At 61.8% G+C, this 20776-nt stretch carries 15 protein-coding genes and 1 pseudogene; 2 read left to right on the plus strand and 14 right to left on the minus strand.

Translation table 11 applies throughout. From position 1 onward, the window contains the following. Nucleotides 1–62: 62 nt before the first annotated feature. From ACIPQ1_RS22615 to ACIPQ1_RS22655, 9 genes and pseudogenes are all read right to left on the minus strand, one after another. Nucleotides 63–181: pseudogene (locus ACIPQ1_RS22615) on the minus strand (hypothetical protein); the annotation flags it as partial. Nucleotides 182–780: 599 nt separating this feature from the next. Further along, nucleotides 781–1980: a formaldehyde dehydrogenase, glutathione-independent gene (fdhA, locus tag ACIPQ1_RS22620; RefSeq protein WP_122566627.1), complete on the minus strand. Its 1200-nt coding sequence runs from the start codon at nucleotides 1978–1980 to the stop codon at nucleotides 781–783. A 227-nt stretch (nucleotides 1981–2207) separates the two neighbouring features. Further along, entirely contained in the window at nucleotides 2208–3065 is an 858-nt protein-coding gene (gene purU / locus ACIPQ1_RS22625) for a formyltetrahydrofolate deformylase (protein ID WP_039590651.1), read from the minus strand. A 160-nt stretch (nucleotides 3066–3225) separates the two neighbouring features. Continuing rightward, nucleotides 3226–3858, minus strand: coding sequence for a sarcosine oxidase subunit gamma (locus tag ACIPQ1_RS22630; protein WP_250965666.1), 633 nt, complete (start codon nucleotides 3856–3858; stop codon nucleotides 3226–3228). 168 nt (nucleotides 3859–4026) lie between these two features. Next, complete coding sequence (locus ACIPQ1_RS22635) at nucleotides 4027–7044, minus strand: sarcosine oxidase subunit alpha (protein WP_186729146.1); 3018 nt, start codon at nucleotides 7042–7044, stop codon at nucleotides 4027–4029. Then, on the minus strand, nucleotides 7041–7370 hold the full coding sequence (locus tag ACIPQ1_RS22640; RefSeq protein WP_186707145.1) for a sarcosine oxidase subunit delta: 330 nt from the start codon (nucleotides 7368–7370) through the stop codon (nucleotides 7041–7043). Before ACIPQ1_RS22640 ends, ACIPQ1_RS22635 begins: the two co-directional genes overlap by 4 nt. 14 nt (nucleotides 7371–7384) lie before the next feature. Beyond that, nucleotides 7385–8635 carry a sarcosine oxidase subunit beta gene (locus ACIPQ1_RS22645; RefSeq protein ID WP_003177603.1) on the minus strand — a complete coding sequence of 417 codons (1251 nt, stop codon included), beginning with the start codon at nucleotides 8633–8635 and terminating at the stop codon, nucleotides 7385–7387. 21 nt (nucleotides 8636–8656) lie between these two features. Then, on the minus strand, nucleotides 8657–9910 hold the full coding sequence (glyA, locus tag ACIPQ1_RS22650; RefSeq protein ID WP_207967332.1) for a serine hydroxymethyltransferase: 1254 nt from the start codon (nucleotides 9908–9910) through the stop codon (nucleotides 8657–8659). Nucleotides 9911–10218: 308 nt separating this feature from the next. Beyond that, nucleotides 10219–10923: a TraX family protein gene (locus tag ACIPQ1_RS22655; RefSeq protein WP_446534807.1), complete on the minus strand. Its 705-nt coding sequence runs from the start codon at nucleotides 10921–10923 to the stop codon at nucleotides 10219–10221. A 193-nt stretch (nucleotides 10924–11116) separates the two neighbouring features. Here ACIPQ1_RS22655 and ACIPQ1_RS22660 point away from each other — a divergent pair, with 193 nt between their 5' ends. Continuing rightward, nucleotides 11117–12157 carry a threonine aldolase family protein gene (locus ACIPQ1_RS22660; RefSeq protein WP_250962164.1) on the plus strand — a complete coding sequence of 347 codons (1041 nt, stop codon included), beginning with the start codon at nucleotides 11117–11119 and terminating at the stop codon, nucleotides 12155–12157. Nucleotides 12158–12308: 151 nt separating this feature from the next. On the opposite strand, the gene gbcB is transcribed toward ACIPQ1_RS22660, so the two are convergent. Continuing rightward, nucleotides 12309–13409 (minus strand): glycine-betaine demethylase subunit GbcB, encoded by a 1101-nt coding sequence (gene gbcB / locus ACIPQ1_RS22665; protein WP_249877141.1) that lies wholly within the window; start codon nucleotides 13407–13409, stop codon nucleotides 12309–12311. Nucleotides 13410–13692: 283 nt separating this feature from the next. Here gbcB and gbcA point away from each other — a divergent pair, with 283 nt between their 5' ends. After that, on the plus strand, nucleotides 13693–14988 hold the full coding sequence (gene gbcA / locus ACIPQ1_RS22670; RefSeq protein WP_186729152.1) for a glycine-betaine demethylase subunit GbcA: 1296 nt from the start codon (nucleotides 13693–13695) through the stop codon (nucleotides 14986–14988). Between the two features lie 956 nt (nucleotides 14989–15944). Here the strand turns inward: gbcA and ACIPQ1_RS22675 are convergent. The 4 genes from ACIPQ1_RS22675 to dgcB all read right to left on the minus strand — a co-directional run bounded on the left by ACIPQ1_RS22675 (nucleotide 15945) and on the right by dgcB (nucleotide 20635). After that, nucleotides 15945–16511, minus strand: a complete 567-nt coding sequence (locus tag ACIPQ1_RS22675; protein ID WP_250962166.1) for a GNAT family N-acetyltransferase — start codon at nucleotides 16509–16511, stop codon at nucleotides 15945–15947. A 168-nt stretch (nucleotides 16512–16679) separates the two neighbouring features. Next, nucleotides 16680–17450 (minus strand): electron transfer flavoprotein subunit beta, encoded by a 771-nt coding sequence (etfB, locus tag ACIPQ1_RS22680; protein ID WP_250962167.1) that lies wholly within the window; start codon nucleotides 17448–17450, stop codon nucleotides 16680–16682. Nucleotides 17451–17465: 15 nt separating this feature from the next. Beyond that, on the minus strand, nucleotides 17466–18686 hold the full coding sequence (gene etfA / locus ACIPQ1_RS22685; protein ID WP_446534808.1) for an electron transfer flavoprotein subunit alpha: 1221 nt from the start codon (nucleotides 18684–18686) through the stop codon (nucleotides 17466–17468). Continuing rightward, entirely contained in the window at nucleotides 18686–20635 is a 1950-nt protein-coding gene (gene dgcB / locus ACIPQ1_RS22690; RefSeq protein WP_446534809.1) for a dimethylglycine demethylation protein DgcB, read from the minus strand. The genes etfA and dgcB overlap by 1 nt, the downstream gene beginning before the upstream one ends. Nucleotides 20636–20776 lie beyond the last annotated feature (141 nt).

Genomic DNA, 20776 nt, shown 5'->3' on the forward strand with positions numbered 1-20776 from the left:
TTGCGCCTGATAAATAAAAAGGGCGACATCACTGTCGCCCTTCTCCCGTCTAGCTTCCAGCCTTACGCCGCACTAAACAACTTATGCGGTCAATCACAAACTTCTTCGACACACCCGCATCAAACTCGCCATGACCCTTCGGCGCATCATCCAGGCTGATCACCTGCACACCGACGATTTCGGGGGCCGCAACGGCCCAACAGTAACCGTGGCGAGGGAGCTTGCTCCCGTTGGACTGAAGCAGCCAGCCGGCTATTTTCGTTTGGTCTACCCTACTGTTATTTCTGACAGTAGGCTCAAGCACGACGCTCAGCAATCATCGTTACTCCGATCCACAAGGGAGTACATGAAATGCGCAGTTTAATAATTGGCTTGCTTTGCGTCGCTGGCCTCTTGGGCGTCACCCATGCTGCGAACGCAGCAAACTGTCCCGCTGTAGGAGAAATAGTGTTTCGTTTGGGGCCGGAGCCCATTCCTGGCCGAACGATCTACGACGAATACAGTGTGAAGGACACCTCTGGAAAAATTATCTGGCGGGGTGAAGCCGTAGGCCCTAATTTTTTAGAACCTGATTACCAAATGACGTTAAAAACGTCCAGCCCTATAGCAAATACCTGCATATATAGTTATCGGGAGACATATCAAGATGACGATAGCTACCCGCCTCAGCCGGCCTGGAGGAATGCAGAGCTGAAACTCTATAAACAACCTTGAGGGCCAGTTATATATCAATAAAAAGGGCGACATCACTGTCGCCCTTTCTCCGTCTTGCCTACAACCTTACGCCGCACTAAACAACTTGTGCGGATCAATCACAAATTTCTTCGGCACACCCGCATCAAACTCGCCGTACCCCTTCGGCGCATCATCCAGGCTGATCACCTGTACGCCAACGATTTCAGCAATATTGATACGGTCCCACATGATCGCCTGCATCAGCTGGCGGTTGTATTTCATTACCGGGGTCTGGCCGGTGTGGAAGCTGTGGGATTTGGCCCAGCCCAGGCCGAAGCGGATGCTCAGGCTGCCCATTTTTGCGGCGGCATCGACAGCGCCCGGGTCTTCGGTGACGTAGAGGCCGGGGATGCCGATTTTGCCGGCGACGCGGACCACGCCCATCAACGAGTTGAGCACGGTGGCCGGGGCTTCGTGCTTGACGCCGTCATGGCCGTGGCCGCGGGCTTCGAAGCCTACCGCATCGACGGCGCAGTCGACTTCAGGCTCGCCCAGCAGTGCGGCGATCTGCTCGTGCAGCGGTGTATCGGTGGACAGGTCGGCAATTTCGAAACCCTGGGCCTTGGCGTGGGCCAGGCGAACCGGGTTGACGTCGCCGATTATGACCACGGCCGCGCCCAGCAGGCGAGCGGAAGCAGCGGCGGCCAGGCCAACCGGGCCGGCACCGGCGATGTAGACGGTGCTGCCAGGACCAACGCCGGCGGTGACGGCGCCGTGGTAGCCAGTCGGCAGGATGTCGGACAAGCAGGTCAGGTCACGGATTTTCTCCATGGCCTTGTCGCGGTCCGGCAGTTTCAGCAAGTTGAAGTCAGCGTACGGCACCAGCACGTATTCGGCCTGGCCGCCGGTCCAGTCGCCCATGTCCACGTAACCGTAGGCACCGCCGGCACGGGCCGGGTTGACGGTCAGGCACACACCGGTGTGTTGCTCCTTGCAGGAACGGCAGCGCCCGCAAGCCACGTTGAACGGCACCGACACCAGGTCACCGATTTTCAGGTTCTCGACGTCGCTGCCCTTTTCGATCACTTCACCGGTGATTTCGTGACCCAGGACCAGGCCGGTCTGGGCAGTGGTACGGCCGCGGACCATGTGCTGGTCGGAGCCGCAGATGTTGGTGGAGACCACGCGCAGGATGACACCGTGCTCAATCTTCCTGCCGCGCGGGTCCTGCATTTTTGGATAGTCGATTTTCTGTACTTCGACCTTGCCGTTGCCGAGATACACGACACCACGATTACCAGACATGCTTTCACCTCGCTGTTGTTTTTGTGGAACTGCGTTGCCCAGGCAGGCAGCGCGTTGATTGCTCGGGTTAGTGCTTGTGGCTTTGTTTCTTTGTTGTCTGTAAGGGCCTCATCGCGAGCAGGCTCGCTCCCACAGTGGATCGTCGGTGTGTTCAAGATCTGCTGACCGACACAGATCCTGTGGGAGCGAGCCTGCTCGCGAATGGGCTGCGAAGCGGCCCCAAAAATCTAAAGAACCACAGTACGATTGGCGTTCAAGAACACCCTTCGCTCAATGTGATACCCCACCGCCCGCGCCAACGTGAGCCCTTCGATGTCCCGGCCCTTGGCGATCAGGTCTTCGGGATAGTGGCTGTGGTCCACCACTTCCACGCCCTGGGCGATGATCGGGCCTTCGTCCAGGTCGTTGTTGATGTAGTGCGCCGTGGCACCCACCAGTTTCACGCCTTTGTTGTAGGCCTGGTGATAAGGTTTGGCGCCCTTGAAGCCCGGCAGCAGCGAGTGATGGATATTGATCGCCTTGCCGTCGAGCTTGCGGCACAACTCCGGCGACAGCACTTGCATGTAGCGGGCAAGGATCACCAGTTCGGCGCCGGTGTCTTCGATCACCTGCCACACCTGCCGCTCCTGGGCGGGTTTGTCGTTCGGGTCCAGGGGGAAATGGTAGTAGGGAATCTGGTGCCAGTCGGCCAGCGGCTTGAGGTCGGGGTGGTTGGAGACCACGGCGACCACGTCCATGGACAACTGGCCGATGCGTTGGCGGTAGAGCAAGTCGTTGAGGCAGTGATCGGCCTTGGAGACCATGATCACCACTTTGGGCCGGTAGTTGGGCGGCGTCAGTTCGAAGACCATGCCGAAGGCTTGCGCGCGCTCGGCCAGGCCGGCACGGAAGTTCTGCTCGTCAAAACCGTCGGGCTGGCGGAACTCCACACGAATGAAGAAACGCGCCGAGAGCCGGTCGTCGAAAGAGTGGTGCTCGGTGACGTAGCAGCCCTGCTCGAACAGAAAGCGGGTCACCGCGTCCACCGTGCCGAGCACGCTGGGGCAGTCGGCAGTCAAGATCCATGTGTCTGGGGCGCGGCTCATTGCGGTGACTCCTGTTCAAAATTAACGAAGCGACGCAGAACCCCGTGGCGAGGGAGCTTGCTCCCGCTCGGTTGCGCAGCAACCGCCAAAAGCGAGGGCCGCTGCGCAGCCCAGCGGGAGCAAGCTCCCTCGCCACAAAAGCCGTGGTCGGCTTTAGTCCCTATGCCTGCACGCTCAACCCATACTCCGCCGCGGCATCCTGCAACCACAGCCACCAGTAATCAGAGAAGCTGCGGCGGATCACCAGTTCCCAGGTGTCTTCAGCGGTGTGGCGGATCACCAGTTGCGACTTGGCGAACACCGTGCCCACGGCCTTGCCCACCGGAAAGTTGCTGGGATGAACATCGTAGCTGGTGGATTTCATCAGCACGTCGCGCACGTTCGGGCCGGACAGTTCGAGGATCTGCTGGCCGCCGCTGACGTTGACGATCTGAATGTGCAGGTCGCCCAGGGCTTCACGCAGTTTCTGCTCGGCGGCGAACTCTTCGCCGGTGGGCACCACCAGCAGCCATTCATCCGGGCCGAGCCATTGCAGGCTGGTCTCGCCCTTGATGACGACGGCCAGGGCACCTGGCAATTCCAGGCCCAGGGCCTTGTGGACACCGGCGGCGAACGCCGGGTCGTGGCCGTCGCCACGAATGGTCAAATGGCCCAGGAGTTTTTTCTCGCGCACGGTCACGCCGGCGTTCTTGCGACCCTTGCCCACCAGGCTGGCGAGGTCGGCATGGTGCAGCGACGACTCGGCCTTGGCCCCGGTGGTTGGGCGTTGTTGGTACACGTTGACTGCGGTCATATGGAGCACCTGTCTGAATGCTGTTGAGTCAAACCCTTGCGGTGGCCGTCAGGCCGTCATCGCGAGCAAGCTCGCTCCCACAAGGGTTACACGATCAACTGTGGGAGCGAGCTTGCTCGCGATGAAGCCGGCGCGGTATCGCCGGTCTCCCACAGGACCTCAAGCCCACTAGATATTCTGCCGATCCCCCTTCGGATCGAAGAACACCGAAGAAACGATCTCTGCCTCGATCACACTGCCGTCGGCCAATGGCGCGAACACGCGCTCGCCCATCCGCTTGAGGCCGCCCTTGACCACGCCCATGGCAAACGAATAACCCAGGGAGTTGTGGGCATAGCTGGAGGTCACGTGGCCAACCATGGTCATCGGGATCGCCTGCTTGGTGTTGAACACCAGTTGCGCGCCTTCCGGCAGCCAGACATTCGGATCGATCGGCTTGAGGCCCACCAGTTGCTTGCGGTCTTCACGCACGCAATCTTCGCGATTCATGCCGCGCCAGCCGATCCACGAGAACGGTTTGGTCCGGCCGACGCACCAGCCCATGTTCAGGTCGTCCGGGGTCATCGAGCTGTCCGTGTCCTGGCCGACGATGATGAAGCCCTTCTCGGCCCGCAGTACGTGCATGGTCTCGGTGCCATACGGGGTCAGGTTGTACTGCTTCCCGGCCTCGACGATTTGTTCGAGCACGCCCATGGCGTAGTCGGCCTGCACGTTGATTTCGTACGACAGTTCACCGGTGAACGAGATCCGGAACACCCGGGCCGGCACGCCGCCCACCAAGCCTTCTTTCCAGGTCATGAACGGGAACGCGTCCTTGTCCAGGTCGATGTCGGTGACGTGGCTCAGCAGCTTGCGGCTGTTGGGGCCCGACAGGGTCATGGTCGCCCAGTGGTCGGTGACCGAGGTGAAGTACACCTTCAGGTCCGGCCATTCGGTCTGGTGATAGATCTCCAGCCATTGCAGTACGCGCGCGGCGCCGCCGGTGGTGGTGGTCATCAGGAAATGGTTGTCCGCCAGACAGGCCGTCACGCCGTCGTCGAAGACCATGCCGTCTTCCTTGCACATCAGGCCGTAGCGGGCCTTGCCCACGTCGAGCTTGGTCCAGGCGTTGGTGTAGACGCGGTTGAGGAACTCGCGGGCGTCCGGGCCCTGGATGTCGATCTTGCCCAGCGTCGAGGCGTCGAGCAGGCCGACGCTGTCACGCACGGCCTTGCATTCGCGCTTGACCGCGGCATGCATGTCTTCGCCATTCTTCGGGAAGTACCAAGGGCGCTTCCACTGGCCGACGTCTTCGAACTCGGCACCGTTTTTTACATGCCAGGCATGCAGCGCGGTGAAACGCACCGGCTCGAAGATGTGCCCACAGTGCCGGCCCGCCACCGCGCCGAAGGTCACCGGCGTGTAGTTCGGACGGAACATGGTGGTGCCCATCTGCGGGATGCTCACGTTCAGCGAACGGGCCGCGATGGCCAGGCCGTTGACGTTGCCCAGTTTGCCCTGGTCGGTGCCGAAGCCCAGTGCGGTGTAGCGCTTGACGTGTTCCACCGACTCGAAGCCTTCGCGGGTGGCGAGTTCGATGGCGGCGGCCGTGACGTCGTTCTGCAGGTCGACGAATTGCTTCGGCGCCCGGGCAGTGGATTTTTCGTGAGGCACCTGGAACAGCGCCAGGGTCGGTTCTTCATGACGACTCAGGGCTTTGGGCAGCACGCCCTCCACCGCCTTGAAGCCGGCTTCGCTGGCCGCGCGCACGCCGCCTTCAAAACCGTCGGCCAAGCTATCGCCGAGGCTGTAGACGCCGTTCACACCGCCGACGCAGACACGCTTTTGCGGCGCTTCGCCCGGTACGAAACCGAGGATGTCTTCGCGCCAGATCGGCTTGCCGCCCAGGTGCGAAGCCAAGTGGACCACCGGGCTGTAGCCGCCGGAGCTGGCCACCAGGTCGCAGTCCAGCCATTCGCCAGGACTGGTGACTTTGTGGGCGCGAACGTCGATCGCAGCCACACGGGCCCCGGTGACGCGCTTGCTGCCACGGGCCTCGATCACGGCGCTGCCGGTGAGGATACGGATGCCCTTGGCGCGGGCTTCTTCCACCAGCGCACCCCGTGGGTTGCTGCGGGCATCGGCCACGGCGATCACTTGCAGGCCGGCGTCGAACCAGTCCAGCGCCACGCGATAGGCGTGGTCGTTGTTGGTGCTCAGCACCAGTTTCTTGCCCGGCGCCACGCCGTAGCGGCGGATGTAAGTAGAAACCGCGCCAGCCAGCATGTTGCCCGGCACGTCGTTGTTGCCGTAGACCAGCGGCCGCTCGCAGGCGCCGGTCGCCAACACCACGCGCTTGGCACGAACGCGGTTGATGCGCTGGCGAACCTGGCCGATCGGTGCGCGGTCGCCGAGGTGGTCGGTGAGGCGCTCGTGGATGGTCAGGAAGTTATGGTCGTGGTAGCCATTCACGGTGGCGCGAGGCAGCAACACCACTTCGGGCATCGAGCGCAGTTCAGCCACCGCAGCCGCGACCCACTCGGTCGCCGGCTTGCCGTCCAGGCTCTCGCGGGAGTCGAGCAGGCTGCCGCCGAACTCTTCCTGCTCATCGGCCAGGATCACGCGGGCACCGCTGCGGCCAGCCGCCAACGCGGCAGCCAGGCCAGACGGGCCAGCGCCCACGATCAGCACGTCGCAGTGACGGTTCATGTAGTCGTAGGTGTCCGGATCGTTCTCGGTCGGCGAGCGACCCAGGCCCGCGGCCTTGCGGATGTACTTCTCGTAAGTCATCCAGAACGATTGCGGGTACATGAAGGTTTTGTAGTAGAAGCCCGGCGGCATCAGCTTGCCGCCGACCTTGCCGAGAATCCCCATCATGTCGTTGTTCACGTTCGGCCAGCCGTTGGTGCTGGTGGCGACCAGGCCCTGGTACAGCGCCTGTTGCGTGGCGCGCACGTTCGGGATTTGCGTGGCTTCGGTGGCACCGATCTGCAGCACCGCGTTCGGCTCTTCGGCACCGGCGGCGTAAATGCCGCGCGGCCGGGAATACTTGAAGCTGCGGCCGATGATGTCGACACCGTTGGCCAGCAGCGCAGCGGCCAGGGAGTCGCCCTCGAAGCCTTTGTAGGTTTGGCCGTTGAAGGTGAAGCTCAGCACTTTGTTGCGGTCGATCCGTCCGCCGTTGGACAGGCGATTGATCTGGCTCATACCTTCTCTCCCAGAGCCTGTGCAGCCGCTTTCGGACTGTCAGCCTTGTCGGTGAACTGCGGCTTTTGGCCGATCTTGTAGGTTTCGAGAATCTCGTAGGTCACGGTGTCACGGGTCGCGTTGAAGTACTGACGGCAACCGGCGACGTGGTCCCACAGTTCATGGTGCAACCCGCGTGGGTTGTCACGGAAGAACATGTAGTCGCCCCACTCCTCGTCGGTGCAGGCGTTCGGATCCAGTGGACGCGGGATATGCGCCTGGCCGGATGCATGGAATTCCTCTTCGGAGCGCAGTTCGCCGCAGTGAGGACAGAAGATATGCAACATGGGGATTTCTCCTGTTAGTGGGCAACCGCAGCAGCGCCGTGTTCATCGATCAACGCACCGTTGTGGAAACGGTCGATGGAGAAAGGGGCGGCCAATGGGTGCATTTCGCCCTTGGCCAGACTCGCGGCAAACACGTTGCCCGAGCCAGGTGTCGCCTTGAAGCCGCCGGTGCCCCAACCGCAGTTGAAGAACATGTTCGGCACCGGGGTCTTGGAGATGATCGGGCAGGCATCCGGGGTGGTGTCGACGATGCCGCCCCACTGACGGTTCATGCGCACGCGGGACAACACCGGGAACATCTCGACGATGGCCTGGACCGTGTGTTCGATCACCGGGTACGAGCCACGCTGGCCGTAGCCGTTGTAGCCGTCGATACCGGCGCCGATCACCAGGTCGCCCTTGTCGGACTGGCTGATGTAGCCGTGCACGGCGTTGGACATGATCACGCTGTCGATGATGGGCTTGATCGGCTCCGACACCAGCGCTTGCAGCGGGTGGGATTCGATCGGCAGGCGGAAGCCGGCGAGCTTGGCCATGTGCCCGGAGTTACCGGCAGTGACCACGCCGACGCGCTTGGCGCCAATGAAGCCCTTGTTGGTTTCCACGCCGATGCACACGCCGTTTTCCTTGCGGAAACCGATCACTTCGGTCTGCTGGATCAGGTCCACGCCCAAGGCGTCCGCCGCCCGGGCAAAGCCCCAGGCCACGGCATCGTGACGGGCCACGCCGCCGCGACGCTGGACGGTGGCGCCCATCACCGGGTAACGGGTGTTCTTCGAGCAATCCAGGTACGGGATCTCGTCGGCCACTTGCTTGGCGTTGAGCAGCTCGCCGTCCACGCCGTTGAGGCGGTTGGCACTGACGCGACGCTCGGAATCACGGATGTCCTGCAGGGTGTGGCACAGGTTGTAGACGCCACGCTGGGAGAACATCACGTTGTAATTCAGGTCCTGGGACAGGCCTTCCCAGAGTTTCATCGCGTGTTCGTACAGGTGGGCCGATTCGTCCCACAGGTAGTTGGAGCGCACGATGGTGGTGTTGCGCGCGGTGTTACCGCCACCCAACCAGCCCTTCTCGACCACGGCCACGTTGGTGATGCCGTGCTCCTTGGCCAGGTAGTAGGCAGTCGCCAGGCCATGCCCGCCGCCGCCGACGATGACCACGTCGTAGACCTTTTTCGGGGTCGGCGTGCGCCACATCCGCTGCCAGTTTTCATGATGGCTGAGTGAGTGTTTGAAGAGGCCGAAGCCCGAATAGCGTTGCATAGTCATTACTCCAAAACCGACTCAGCGATAAACCGGGAAGTCCGCGCACAGGGCCGCCACTTGCTGCGCGACATTGGCCTCGACATCGGCATCGCCGAGGTTGTCGAGGATGTCGCAGATCCAGCCGGCCAGCGTGACGCACTGGGTCACCTTGAAGCCACGGGTGGTCACCGCCGGGGTGCCGATACGCAGGCCCGACGTCACGAACGGCGATTGCGGGTCGTTCGGCACGGCGTTCTTGTTGACGGTGATGTGGGCGCGGCCCAGTGCAGCATCGGCGTCCTTGCCGGTCAGGCCCTGACGGATCAGGCTGACCAGGAACAGGTGGTTATCGGTACCACCGGACACTACATCGTAGCCGCGCTTGATGAACACGCCAGCCATGGCCTGGGCGTTATCGATCACTTGCTGCTGGTAAGCCTTGAAGCCAGGCTCCGCCGCTTCCTTGAAGCACACCGCCTTGCCGGCGATCACGTGCATCAGCGGGCCGCCCTGGGCGCCGGGGAATACCGCGGCGTTGAGCTTTTTCTCGATTTCTTCGTTGGCCTTGGCCAGGATCAGGCCGCCACGTGGACCGCGCAGGGTCTTGTGGGTGGTGGTGGTGACCACGTCGGCGTACGGCAGCGGGTTCGGATACAGGCCGGCGGCAACCAGGCCAGCGACGTGGGCCATGTCGACGAACAACAGGGCACCGACCTTGTCGGCGATCTGGCGGAAACGTGGGAAATCCAGGGTCTTGGAGTAAGCGGAGAAACCGGCGACGATCATCTTCGGCTTGCACTCGACCGCCAGGCGCTCGACTTCGTCGTAGTCGATCAGGCCCGTGGTGGTGTCGATGCCGTATTGCACCGCGTTATAAAGCTTGCCCGAGGACGACACCTTGGCGCCGTGGGTCAAGTGACCGCCGTGGGCCAGGCTCATGCCCAGGATGGTGTCGCCGGCTTGCAGCAGGGCCAGGTACACGGCGCTGTTGGCCGACGAACCGGAGTGCGGCTGGACGTTGGCGTAATCGGCGCCAAACAGCTGCTTGGCGCGCTCGATGGCCAGGGCTTCGACTTTGTCGACGTGTTCGCAACCACCGTAGTAGCGCTTGCCCGGATAGCCTTCGGCGTACTTGTTGGTCAGGCCGCTGCCCTGGGCCTCCATCACGCGCTTACTGGTGTAGTTCTCTGACGCGATCAGTTCGATGTGATCTTCCTGGCGTTGCTCTTCGGCGTTCATCGCCGCCAGCAGTGCATCATCGTAGCCTTGGATTTGGTCTTGCTTGCTGAACATCGCGTCTCTCCCAGCGGCGGCGGTGCGCCTTTCGTCTCGGTGAGGCACGGACCGTTTCGGTCGTGCCCTTTGGATGCGATGGTATGGCTGGCGCAGGCATGTCAAATGCCTATGGACGCCACGCAAAGGTGCGTTTACGACATGTGCTCAAATGGAATGGAACACTCCCCCTGTGGCGAGGGAGCTTGCTCCCGCTGGAGGGCGAAGCCCTCCCAGAAAGGCCCAAGCAGATCTACCTGATAAACCCAGGTGTTTGGTCTTGGGGCTACTTCGTAGCCCAGCGGGAGCAAGCTCCCTCGCCACAAGGGCTATGCGACGATCTGGCGAACCGCGAGCAGCACTAGAAAATGCGCGGGATACAATGCATACGCCCAACGCCGCATTGGCAGTGGATGAAAACGACCCGCCTGTCGCAAAAGCACCAGCCCCAGCCATGGCGAGATCAGGCAAGCCACCAGCCCCCACAACGCCACCCCATCCCCCAGCCACGCCGCGCCATACAACACCCGCCATTGGTTGGCCGCGACACAGACCAATCCCGGCAACAAGGCCAGATACAAGGAACGCTTGAATAGCAGCAACATCACCAGCGGCAGCAATACACCAAAGAAACCGAACATCAGCCGCGACGAGAACAGCACCGCCAGCAGCAATGCCGTCGCGGCCAGGCAGCGCGCTTCCAAGGTGGGCGTCTGCCAACAGCGTGCCACCCATAACCCAAGCACCAACGTAGGCATGACATTCAAGGTGGCGGGGTCGGGAATGAACAAGCGATAAGGAATTTCGCTGACGGCACTGAACAGCAACAGCCAACCCAGGTAACGCCATCGCGCATTATCGGCGCCGCTGCGCGCCAGGTTCGCCGCCATCGCCAGGCAGAACCACGGGAACGCCAGGCGTCCCGGCACGTACAGCCAATCGGCGGAAAAACCGACATATCGCAGGTGATCGAGCACCATCGACAACAATGCCAGCCATTTGAGCAGGTCCAAGGCACCGTCGCGCCGATTCATGTGTGCGTCGGCCCTGGGACGTTGTGATTTTCTGACAGAAACATCACTTATGTTCCCTCGCTAATCTTGGGTAAAGTGCGCACCAACATAGACCACGACGTTGCGGACTCAAGCACGTCGAACCAAGGAACCCCCACCCGGGAATTCCGCCAGGGATCTCTTACCCAGGACTCTCTATTCAAGGAGCAAGGCCATGACCGACAAGAGCCAACAATTCGCCAGCGACAACTATTCCGGCATTTGCCCCGAAGCCTGGGCGTTCATGGAAAAAGCCAACCAGGGCCACCAGCGCGCCTATGGCGACGACGAATGGACCCACCGCGCGGCGGATGATTTCCGGGCCTTGTTCGAAACCGACTGCGAAGTATTTTTTGCATTCAACGGCACCGCGGCCAACTCCTTGGCGCTGTCGTCACTGTGCCAGAGTTACCACAGCGTGATCTGCTCGGAAACCGCCCACGTCGAAACCGACGAATGCGGCGCGCCGGAATTTTTCTCCAACGGTTCCAAGCTGCTGGTGGCTCGCACCGAAAACGGCAAGCTGACCCCCGAGTCGATCCGCGAGATCGCCCTCAAGCGCCAGGACATTCATTATCCCAAGCCGCGCGTCGTGACCCTGACTCAAGCCACGGAAGTCGGCAGTGTCTACACGCCGGATGAAATCCGCGCCATCAGCGTTACCTGCAAGGAACTGGGGCTGAACCTGCACATGGACGGCGCACGGTTTTCCAATGCCTGCGCTTTCCTCGGCTGCACTCCAGCCGACCTGACCTGGAAAGCCGGCGTGGACGTGCTGTGCTTCGGCGGCACGAAAAACGGCATGGCGGTTGGTGAAGCGATCCTGTTCTTCAACCACGACCTGGCCGAAGACTTCGACTACCGCTGCAAACAGGCCGGGCAGTTGGCTTCGAAAATGCGCTTCCTCTCCGCGCCTTGGGTCGGCCTGCTGCAAAACGACGCCTGGCTCAAGCACGCCCGCCACGCCAACCGCTGCGCACAACTACTGGCAGAACTGGTCAGCGACATTCCCGGCGTGGAGCTGATGTTCCCGGTCCAGGCCAACGGCGTGTTTCTGCAACTCTCGGAACCGGCCATCGCCGCACTGACGGCCAAGGGCTGGCGCTTCTACACCTTCATCGGCAAGGGCGGCGCACGCTTCATGTGCTCGTGGGATACCGAGGAAGCGCGGGTGCGGGAACTGGCGGCTGATATTCGGGAAGTGATGAGCGCCTGAAGCAACGACCGATATCTTCGGTTTTTTGGGCGCTGGGGGCTTTTAAGCTTTTGTGGCGAGGGAGCTTGCTCCCTCGCCACAGATAAATCCCTCCAAGTACAAGTAAATCCCTCCAGGCACAGAGGGATTTACATCTACCCGAGCGAGCAAATCAAAACTCGATCCGCACATCCCCCTTCGGCACGCTGCAGCACGACAGGATATAACCCTCGGCCTCGTCGTCCTCGGTGATCCCGCCGTTGTGCTCCATCTCCACTTCCCCGCCCAGCTTAAGCACCTTGCAGGTGCCGCAGATGCCCATGCCGCAGGCCTTGGGGATCATCATGCCGAGCTTGGCGGCGGCGGCGTGGACGGTTTCTCCCGGCCCCACGCGAATGCTCTTGCCAGAAGAGGTGAACTCCACCAGGTGCAGGTCCGCCGCATCGACTTCCGGGGCGTCAGCCGCTTGTTCGGCCTGTTCCACGGCATCGGCGCGGGCTTCCGGTGGCGTGGCGCCAAAGGATTCCTCGTGGTAACGCTTCATGTCGTAGCCGGCCGCTTCCAATAAGCGCTTGACCGCGGTCATGTACGGGGTCGGCCCGCAACAGAACACCTCGCGCTCAAGGAAGTCGGGCACCATCAATTCCAGCATCTTGTGGTTCAGGTAACCGCGATACCCGGCCCACGGCTCGCCCAGGCCATGCTTTTCGCAGATCAGGTGCAAGCTGAAGTTGTCGATCCGCGACGCCATGTGTTCCAGCTCGCGGTGGTAGATGATGTCCTTTGGCGAGCGGGCGCTGTGGATAAAGGTCATGTCGACATTGGCGTTGGTGTCGTAAAACCAACGGGCCATGGACATGCACGGCGTGATTCCCACGCCACCGCTCAGGTAAAGGACCTTGGGGCTCGGGAAATCGATGGCGTTGAACAACCCCACCGGCCCGTGCACCGCCAGTTCCTGGCCTTCGTGCAGGGTGTCATGCAACCAGTTGGAGACCTTGCCCCCCGGCACGCGCTTGATGGTCACCGAGAAACTGTAGGGCACCGACGGCGAGCTGGAGATGGTGTAGGAGCGCATGATCGGCTGGCCTTCGATTTCCAGCTCCAGGGTGACGAACTGCCCGGGCTTGAAAAAGAACATGATCGGCTGGTCGGCCATGAAGCAGAAGGTGCGCACATCCCAGGTTTCCTGGATGACTTTGACGCAACGTACGATATGTCGGCCATTGGCCCAGGTCTGGGTAGTGACCGGGTTCAGGAAGTTATTGGACATGCTGATCTCCACGGCCGACTGTCGGCCTTCATGAGGGCGATTGTGCGCAGGCGCCTGGGTGACCATTTACCTATCTGCGACATTCACATACTTATCGCGACCAGCCCCCAACGACCGGGGCTAGCGCGTCGGGAACAGATTGGGCCATGTCGCCCATGGATAAGGTTGCGCCCCTGCGCGGCCCCACACTCGCCCCAACAGATAAACAAAGTTTTCTGCCTTGCGTAGCACAACCGATTAGTCATTTTTCGCCGGCCACAAAGATGGCCATGAGGATAAAACGATGGACGTCACCACTACCCTGAGCCTGGGCGATCCGCTGGAACCCGCACGCAAGGCCACCGCGCAAATGCTGCAGGAGCGCGAGCGTACCTTTTCGCTGCCGCAACCGTTCTACAGCGATGAGCGCCTGTTTGATATCGACATGCAGGAAATCTTCCAGAAAGAATGGTTGATCGCCGGCATGACTTGCGAGATCCCGGCCAAGGGCAACTACCTGACCCTGCAAGTCGGCAAGAACCCGATCATCGTGATTCGCGGCGCCGACGGTGTGGTGCACGCCTTCCATAACGTCTGCCGCCACCGCGGTTCGCGGCTGTGCACCAGCGAAAAAGGCAAAGTCGCCAAACTGGTCTGCCACTACCACCAGTGGACCTACGAGCTGGACGGTCGCCTGCTGTTCGCCGGCACCGAGATGGGCGCCGACTTCGATATGAAGCAGTACGGCCTCAAACCGGTAAACGTGAAGACCGCTGGCGGCTACATCTTCATCAGCCTGGCCGAGAACCCGCCAGCCATCGATGACTTCCTGTCGACGCTGAACCATTACATGGAACCCTACGACATGGAGAACACCAAGGTGGCTGTGCAAACCACCTTGATGGAAAAAGCCAACTGGAAACTGGTGCTGGAGAACAACCGCGAGTGCTACCACTGCAACGCCTCGCACCCTGAACTGCTCAAGACCCTGCTGGAATGGGACGACGTCACCGACCCACGTGCCGACCAGGCCTTCAAGGACCACGTGGCCGCTTCCGCCGCCGCCTGGGACGCCGAGAAGATTCCTTACGCCCACGCCAGCTTCGGCCTGCGCAACCGCATCGTGCGCATGCCACTGCTCAAGGGCACCGTGTCGATGACCATGGACGGCAAGCAAGGCTGCGCCAAGCTGATGGGCCGCATCAAGAACCCGGACCTGGGCTCGATGCGCATCCTGCACCTGCCGCATTCGTGGAACCACTGCATGGGCGACCATATCATCGTGTTCACCGTGTGGCCGATCAGCGCCCAGGAAACCATGGTCACCACCAAGTGGCTGGTGCACAAGGATGCAGTCGAAGGCGTGGACTATGACGTGGCGCGCATGCGCGAAGTCTGGGACGCCACCAACGACCAGGACCGTCGCCTGGCCGAGGAAAACCAGCGCGGCATCAACTCCACCGCCTACCAGCCAGGCCCCTACTCCAAGACCTATGAGTTTGGCGTGGTGAACTTCGTGGACTGGTACAGCGAGCGCATGCTCAACAACCTGGGGGCTGAACCGGCGCCGTACCTCAAGGGCGTTCCAGTCCAGGGCTGACATCAAAAGCTTCGCGAGCAGGCTCGCTCCCACATTTGATCTTCGGTGCGCCCAAGATCCCTTGTGGGAGCGAGCCTGCTCGCGAAGGCGGCTCACCATACACCCGATCACTTTGAAGACCACCGCACCGACCCATCCTCCCCATAAAACGTCTCGACACTCTCCTGACGGGCCTGCCTTCAAGGCAGTTCCTCAGAACTGTATGAAATTTGACCTATAGCGAATTGCGCTATGCCAGCCGTGGCTTGCAGCGTTTGGCGAACAAGTTATCCACATGGCCACCCACAGCAAATGGGGACAAGTGGGATAGGTCGGGCATTTTTTCAGCCGCAAAATGAATAAAAACCGTGACTTATGGAAAACGACGGTTTGCCGACACTATCGGTTGTTTTTTGACCAATACTCTGTAAGCCCTGTAACACCTGGGCTGTAGAGGTGAGCGAACACCTTATCCACAGAAGCGCCAACAGTGTCTGGGGGTAAATTTGACGATTCTGTGGAAAACCCTTTGGACGGCATGTAAATCAAGGTTTTCCCGTGGTTTTCCTGATAAAAAAGATCGTTTGATCACTTTATGATCAATTCCATGAGCGGCCCGGCCCGTCTGGCTTGCAGCGTAGAGCGAACATCTTATCCACAGAAGCGCCAACAGAGATTGGGGGCAAGTTTCGGCCGGAAGGGATCGTTATTCACAAACAAAAGCCAATAAAAACCGTGGGTTAGGTTGGCTGTTTTTTGATCGCAGGCCTGGAGCGCCTGGTTTGCATGGGGTGCAGCGAGGGGCGAACAGGTTATCCACAGAGGCGCGCACAGGGATTGTGGGTAAACCCGTTAAATCCTGTGGGAGCGAGCTTGCTCGCGATGAGGGACTGAAGTCACCTTCATCGTTAACTGACAGACTGCTATCGCGAGCAAGCTCGCTCCCACAAGGGTTTCTGGTGAGGCGGTAATGACGATCAAGGCCGATGCATCAAATAAGCCTCCCCCGTCACCCGAATCAGCGGGTGCGGGAATACCTGGCAGGTTTTAACGATGCAAAAGCCATGGCGCTCATAAAAGCGCCGGGCGCCGGTATTCGCGGCATAGTCGATCAGGCTCAAGCCCTTGAGCGCCAGTTGGTCGGCACGCTGTTGCGCCAACTCGAGAAAGCGCACGCCGAGCCCCTTGTTACGCCAGCCTTCATGCAGGGCCAGGCTTGAAATATAGAGGGTGTCGGGCACTTCCATGTCGGCGTAGGGCGCCAGGACCGGATCCATCACCGGCGCCGCCAGCGGATCCTCGCGCGTGACATAACAGTGCATCATGCCGATGACCCGGCCATCCGCCTGGGCGACCAAACAGTTCTGGTAGGAAAAATCGACATTCTCTCGGGCATAACGAGCGGCCCCTACTTCCAAGAGGTCCTGCCCTGGCTCCGCCAATTGGCTCCAGATGTAATCCGACGCACCCTCCGAAGAAATCCGGAACAGACGGGCGATCTCCCGTGCATCCGTGGGCAAGGCCGGACGAAATTCAACTTCCATTGCTGGGCTCCAATGCTTGGGCTTGATACGAGCCTCAGTTGCTCCACCAATTCCCTGTGGGAGCGAGCTTGCTCGCGATGGCGTCAGCACAGTCAACCCTGTAGTGACTGATGGATGGCTATCGCGAGCAAGCTCGCTCCCACATGGGGTCATGCAGTGAGTCTGGGTCTAGCGAACCACCCCTTCCTCCACCAGCAACTTGAGAATCGCCTCGGCCCCCGCCTCCGGGCTCACGCCCTTGAGCACTTGTCCGCCTCCGCCGCTGGCCTTGGCCGTGGCGGCTTTCATGCGGTCGGCGCCGCTCTTGGCCTTGATCACTTTCAAGCGTTTGGGCCGTGGTTTGGCCGGTTGCAGGGTGGCTACCGCCAGCAGGGTGTCGTCGATCACTTCGACCTCCTCGGCATGCAACGCTCCACGCCGGGCCGGGCCGTAGGCGCTTTGCCGAGGTTTTGGCGCAGCGTTATCCACAGTGGCCAGGAACGGCAGGCGTACTTTGAGACGTCGCCGTTGGCCGCGAGGCAAGGCTTGCAGCACCAGGGCCGCGCCGTTTTCGATGGACTCGACCTGGGCCAGCCCCACCACCAGAGGCCAGCCGAGGTTTTCCGCCAACAAAAACGGCAACATGCCCGAGCCCTCGCCGGTTTCCGCCTGGCTGCCGGTGAGCACCACTTGGGCGCCAGCGTCACGTAGGTAGTCGGTCAAGGCCGGCAGGGCGTCGGCCCCGTCGGGATTTTCCAAGACGTGGAGTTCATCCAGGCCCATGCCCAGGTAGGCGCGCAGGGCCGGCTCGGCCACGTCGCCGGCGTGCAGCACTTGCAAGTCGTTGCCGGCCAGTTGCAGGCCCAGCTCCACGGCCCGGGCGTCCTGTTCGGCCCGTCGAGGTCGACCAGAGGTCGGGTGGGCGCCAATGGAGACGAGGCTGATCACTTGGGTACTCATGAACGTTTCCTTAGCTTAAGCCGCATCGCGCTTGGCTTCGTTGCGGTAAGCCTCTACCGCCGCGATCAAGGCCTGGAGAATCGCCGCGCTGTCACCAATCACCGACAGGTCTGCCCGTTTGATCATGTCGCAGCCCGGATCGAGGTTGATCGCCACCACCTTGTCGCAGGCGCCAATGCCTTGCAGGTGTTGGATCGCCCCGGAGATCCCCACGGCCACATAGACCCGCGCCGTGACCCAAGTGCCGGACGCACCGACCTGGCGATCCCGGGCCATGAAGCCATCGTCCACCGCCACCCGCGAAGCGCCTTCGGTGGCGCCCAGGGCGGCGGCGGCCTGGTGGAACAGTGCCCAGTCCTTGACCCCGTTGCCGCCGGAGAAAATGAATTCGGCCTCGGCCATCGGGATCGCACCCGGGTCCACCGCCACCGCACCGAGGTCTTCGATCCGCGACAAACTGCGGGCCACGCTTGTGGATAACTCCACCGGCAAGGCTTCGTGACGGGTTTCGCTGACCGGCTCGGCACATTCGGCCGCCGCCAGGATCAAGCGCGCCAACGGCCGTGCGAGGTCTTGCAGGCCCGCACCGGCGCGGCCGATGCACTCCTCGCCCTTGACCTGCCACACCCGCGTGGCCGGACGCTCGCCCAGGGCTGCGGCAAAGCGCCGGCCCAATTCACCACCACCGCTGCGACTGTCAGGCAGCAGCCAACGGCGTGGGTTGAACTGGTTATCCACAGCCCGCAGGCCCTGAACGCGTTGCTCCGGTGCATAACCGCTGAATTCCTCGCCATCGAGCACCAGCAAGCGGTCCACGCCTGCAGTGGCGAAAGTGCTTTCCTTGTGCTCACCGAAGACCACCGCCAACACCGCGCCGTCGCTACCGGCCAACTGATGGGCCAGGCCCAGCAGATCGCGGTCGTGACTGCTGAGGCGGCCACCGACCATGTCCGGGACGACACAGATGTGGAACGCCGGTTGCGGCACCTGATGCAGCGGCAATTGCACTTCAACGGCAGCGGTGCGTTTGCTCGCCCCACCTTGCTGGGCACCGCTGCGATCAATCCGTTTGATCCCATTAGGGCCAATGAAACCAACGCCGTGCACGTTCTTGCGAATGACGCCGTTGGGGCCCATCCAGCTGTGCTGCACCGGCTGCATGGCCGCGTGCAGTGGGTGCAGGCGGTTGCGGGCGATCCACTCGGCGCGAGGGTCGCGGCGGATGATGTCGCTCATTAATGCACCTCCGCGGGTTCACGTTTGGCCGGGGCCACGGGCTTGCTCGGGGCCGCGTCTTCCAGCAGCGCATCGGCCACCAGTTCGGCAATGTCCTTGATCATCGGCCGTGGTTCGACCACGCCTTCGAGCATCGCGGTGCACTGTGGACAACCCACGGCCACCAGCTCGGCACCGGTTTCGCGGATGTCGTCCATGCGCATGTCCGGGATGCGCTGCTTGCCCGGGATGTCGGTGATCGGCGCGCCGCCGCCACCGCCGCAGCAACGGGAACGGAAACCGGAACGCTGCATCTCCTTGACCTCGATGCCCAGCGCCCGCAGCACTTGGCGCGGCGCCTCGTATTCGCCGTTGTAGCGGCCCAGGTAGCACGGGTCGTGATAAGTCACGCTGTCGCCCTTGTGCTGGCCAAGATTCAGCACCCCGGCGTCGATGATCTCCGCCATATAGGTGCTGTGGTGCTGCACCAGGTAGTTGCCATCGAAGGCGCCGTATTCGTTTTTCAGCACGTGGAAGCTGTGGGGGTCGCAGGTGACGATGCGGTTGAAGCTGTATTTGGCCAGGGTCTGGATGTTGCGCTTGGCCAACAGTTGAAACGTCGCTTCGTCACCCAGGCGCCGGGCCACGTCGCCGCTGTCGCGTTCTTCGAGGCCGAGCACGGCGAAGTCGATCTTCGCCGCCTTGAGCACTTTGACGAAGGCGCGCAGGGTCCGCTGGTTGCGCATGTCGAAGGCACCGTCGCCGACCCAGAACAGCACGTCGGTGGATTTCTTCTCGCTGAGCAGGTTCAGGTTCAGGTCCGCCGCCCAGTTCATCCGCCCACCCGGGGCGAAGCCGCCAGGGTTGTCGGTGGCGATGAGGTTTTCCAACACCTCGGCGCCCTTGTTCGGCGTGGCGCCTTTTTCCAGGGTCAGGTGGCGGCGCATGTCGACGATGGCATCGACGTGCTCGATCATCATCGGGCATTCCTCGACGCAGGCCCGGCAGGTGGTGCAGGACCACAGGGTCTCGGCATCCACCAGGCCGTTGACGATGGGCTGGTGCGGGTTGCCGCTGTGCTCACCGACAGGTTTACCTGGGTAAGGACTGCCGGCGAATTTCGCATCGGTGCCGCCGGCCAGGCCGACGACCATGTCCTGGATGAGTTTCTTCGGGTTCAGCGGTTGGCCGGCGGCGAACGCCGGGCAGGCCGCTTCGCACTTGCCGCACTGCACGCAAGCGTCAAAGCCGAGCAGTTGGTTCCAGGTGAAATCCTTGGGTTTTTCCACGCCCAGCGGTGCGGCGGGGTCGGTCAGGTCCAGCGGCTTCAAGCCAGTGGAACGGCCACCGCCAAAGCGCTCGGCGCGGCGGTGCCAGGCCAGGTGCAGGGCACCGGCGAAGGCGTGCTTCATCGGCCCGCCCCAGGTCATGCCGAAGAACAATTCCGACACGCCCCACAACACACCGACGCCCAGGATCGCCGCCACCAGCCAACCACCGAAGTTTTCCGGCAGGATGCCCGCCACCGGCAAGGTCACCAGGAAGAACGACGCCGAGAAGGCCAGCAGGCTTTTCGGCAGGCGCATCCACGGGCCTTTCGACAAACGCGCTGGCGGGTTGCGCCGACGCAGGTACATGAAGATCGCGCCAACGAACATCACCGCCGACATCAGCAGCAACGCATAGCCGAGGAAGCGGTTATGCAGGCCAAACCCGTGGACCAGGATCGCCAACACAATCGACGCCACCGCACCACCGGCCGTGGCGACGTGGGTGTTGGCAATGTATTTGTCCCGCGCCACCACATGGTGCAAATCCACCATGTAGCGCTTGGGCATGGCAAAGAGGCCACCGATCAGGTCGACCTTGGCCGGTCGTCCCCGGCGCCACATGTTTACCCGCCGCAAGGCGCCAAGGACCGCGAGGCCGATGGCTGCGAACAGCAGGATTGGAAGAAGGGTGTTCAACATAGGTGTTGCTCCCAAAGACCTCAGGGTCTTGCAGGTCGAGATGCCTTACTCGGTGCCTGTGGGAGCGAGCTTGCTCGCGATTGCATTCTGTCAGTCACATTTGCATTGACTGACCCACCGCTTTCGCGAGCAAGCTCGCTC

It is taken from the genome of Pseudomonas sp. LARHCG127 (assembly GCF_052871455.1).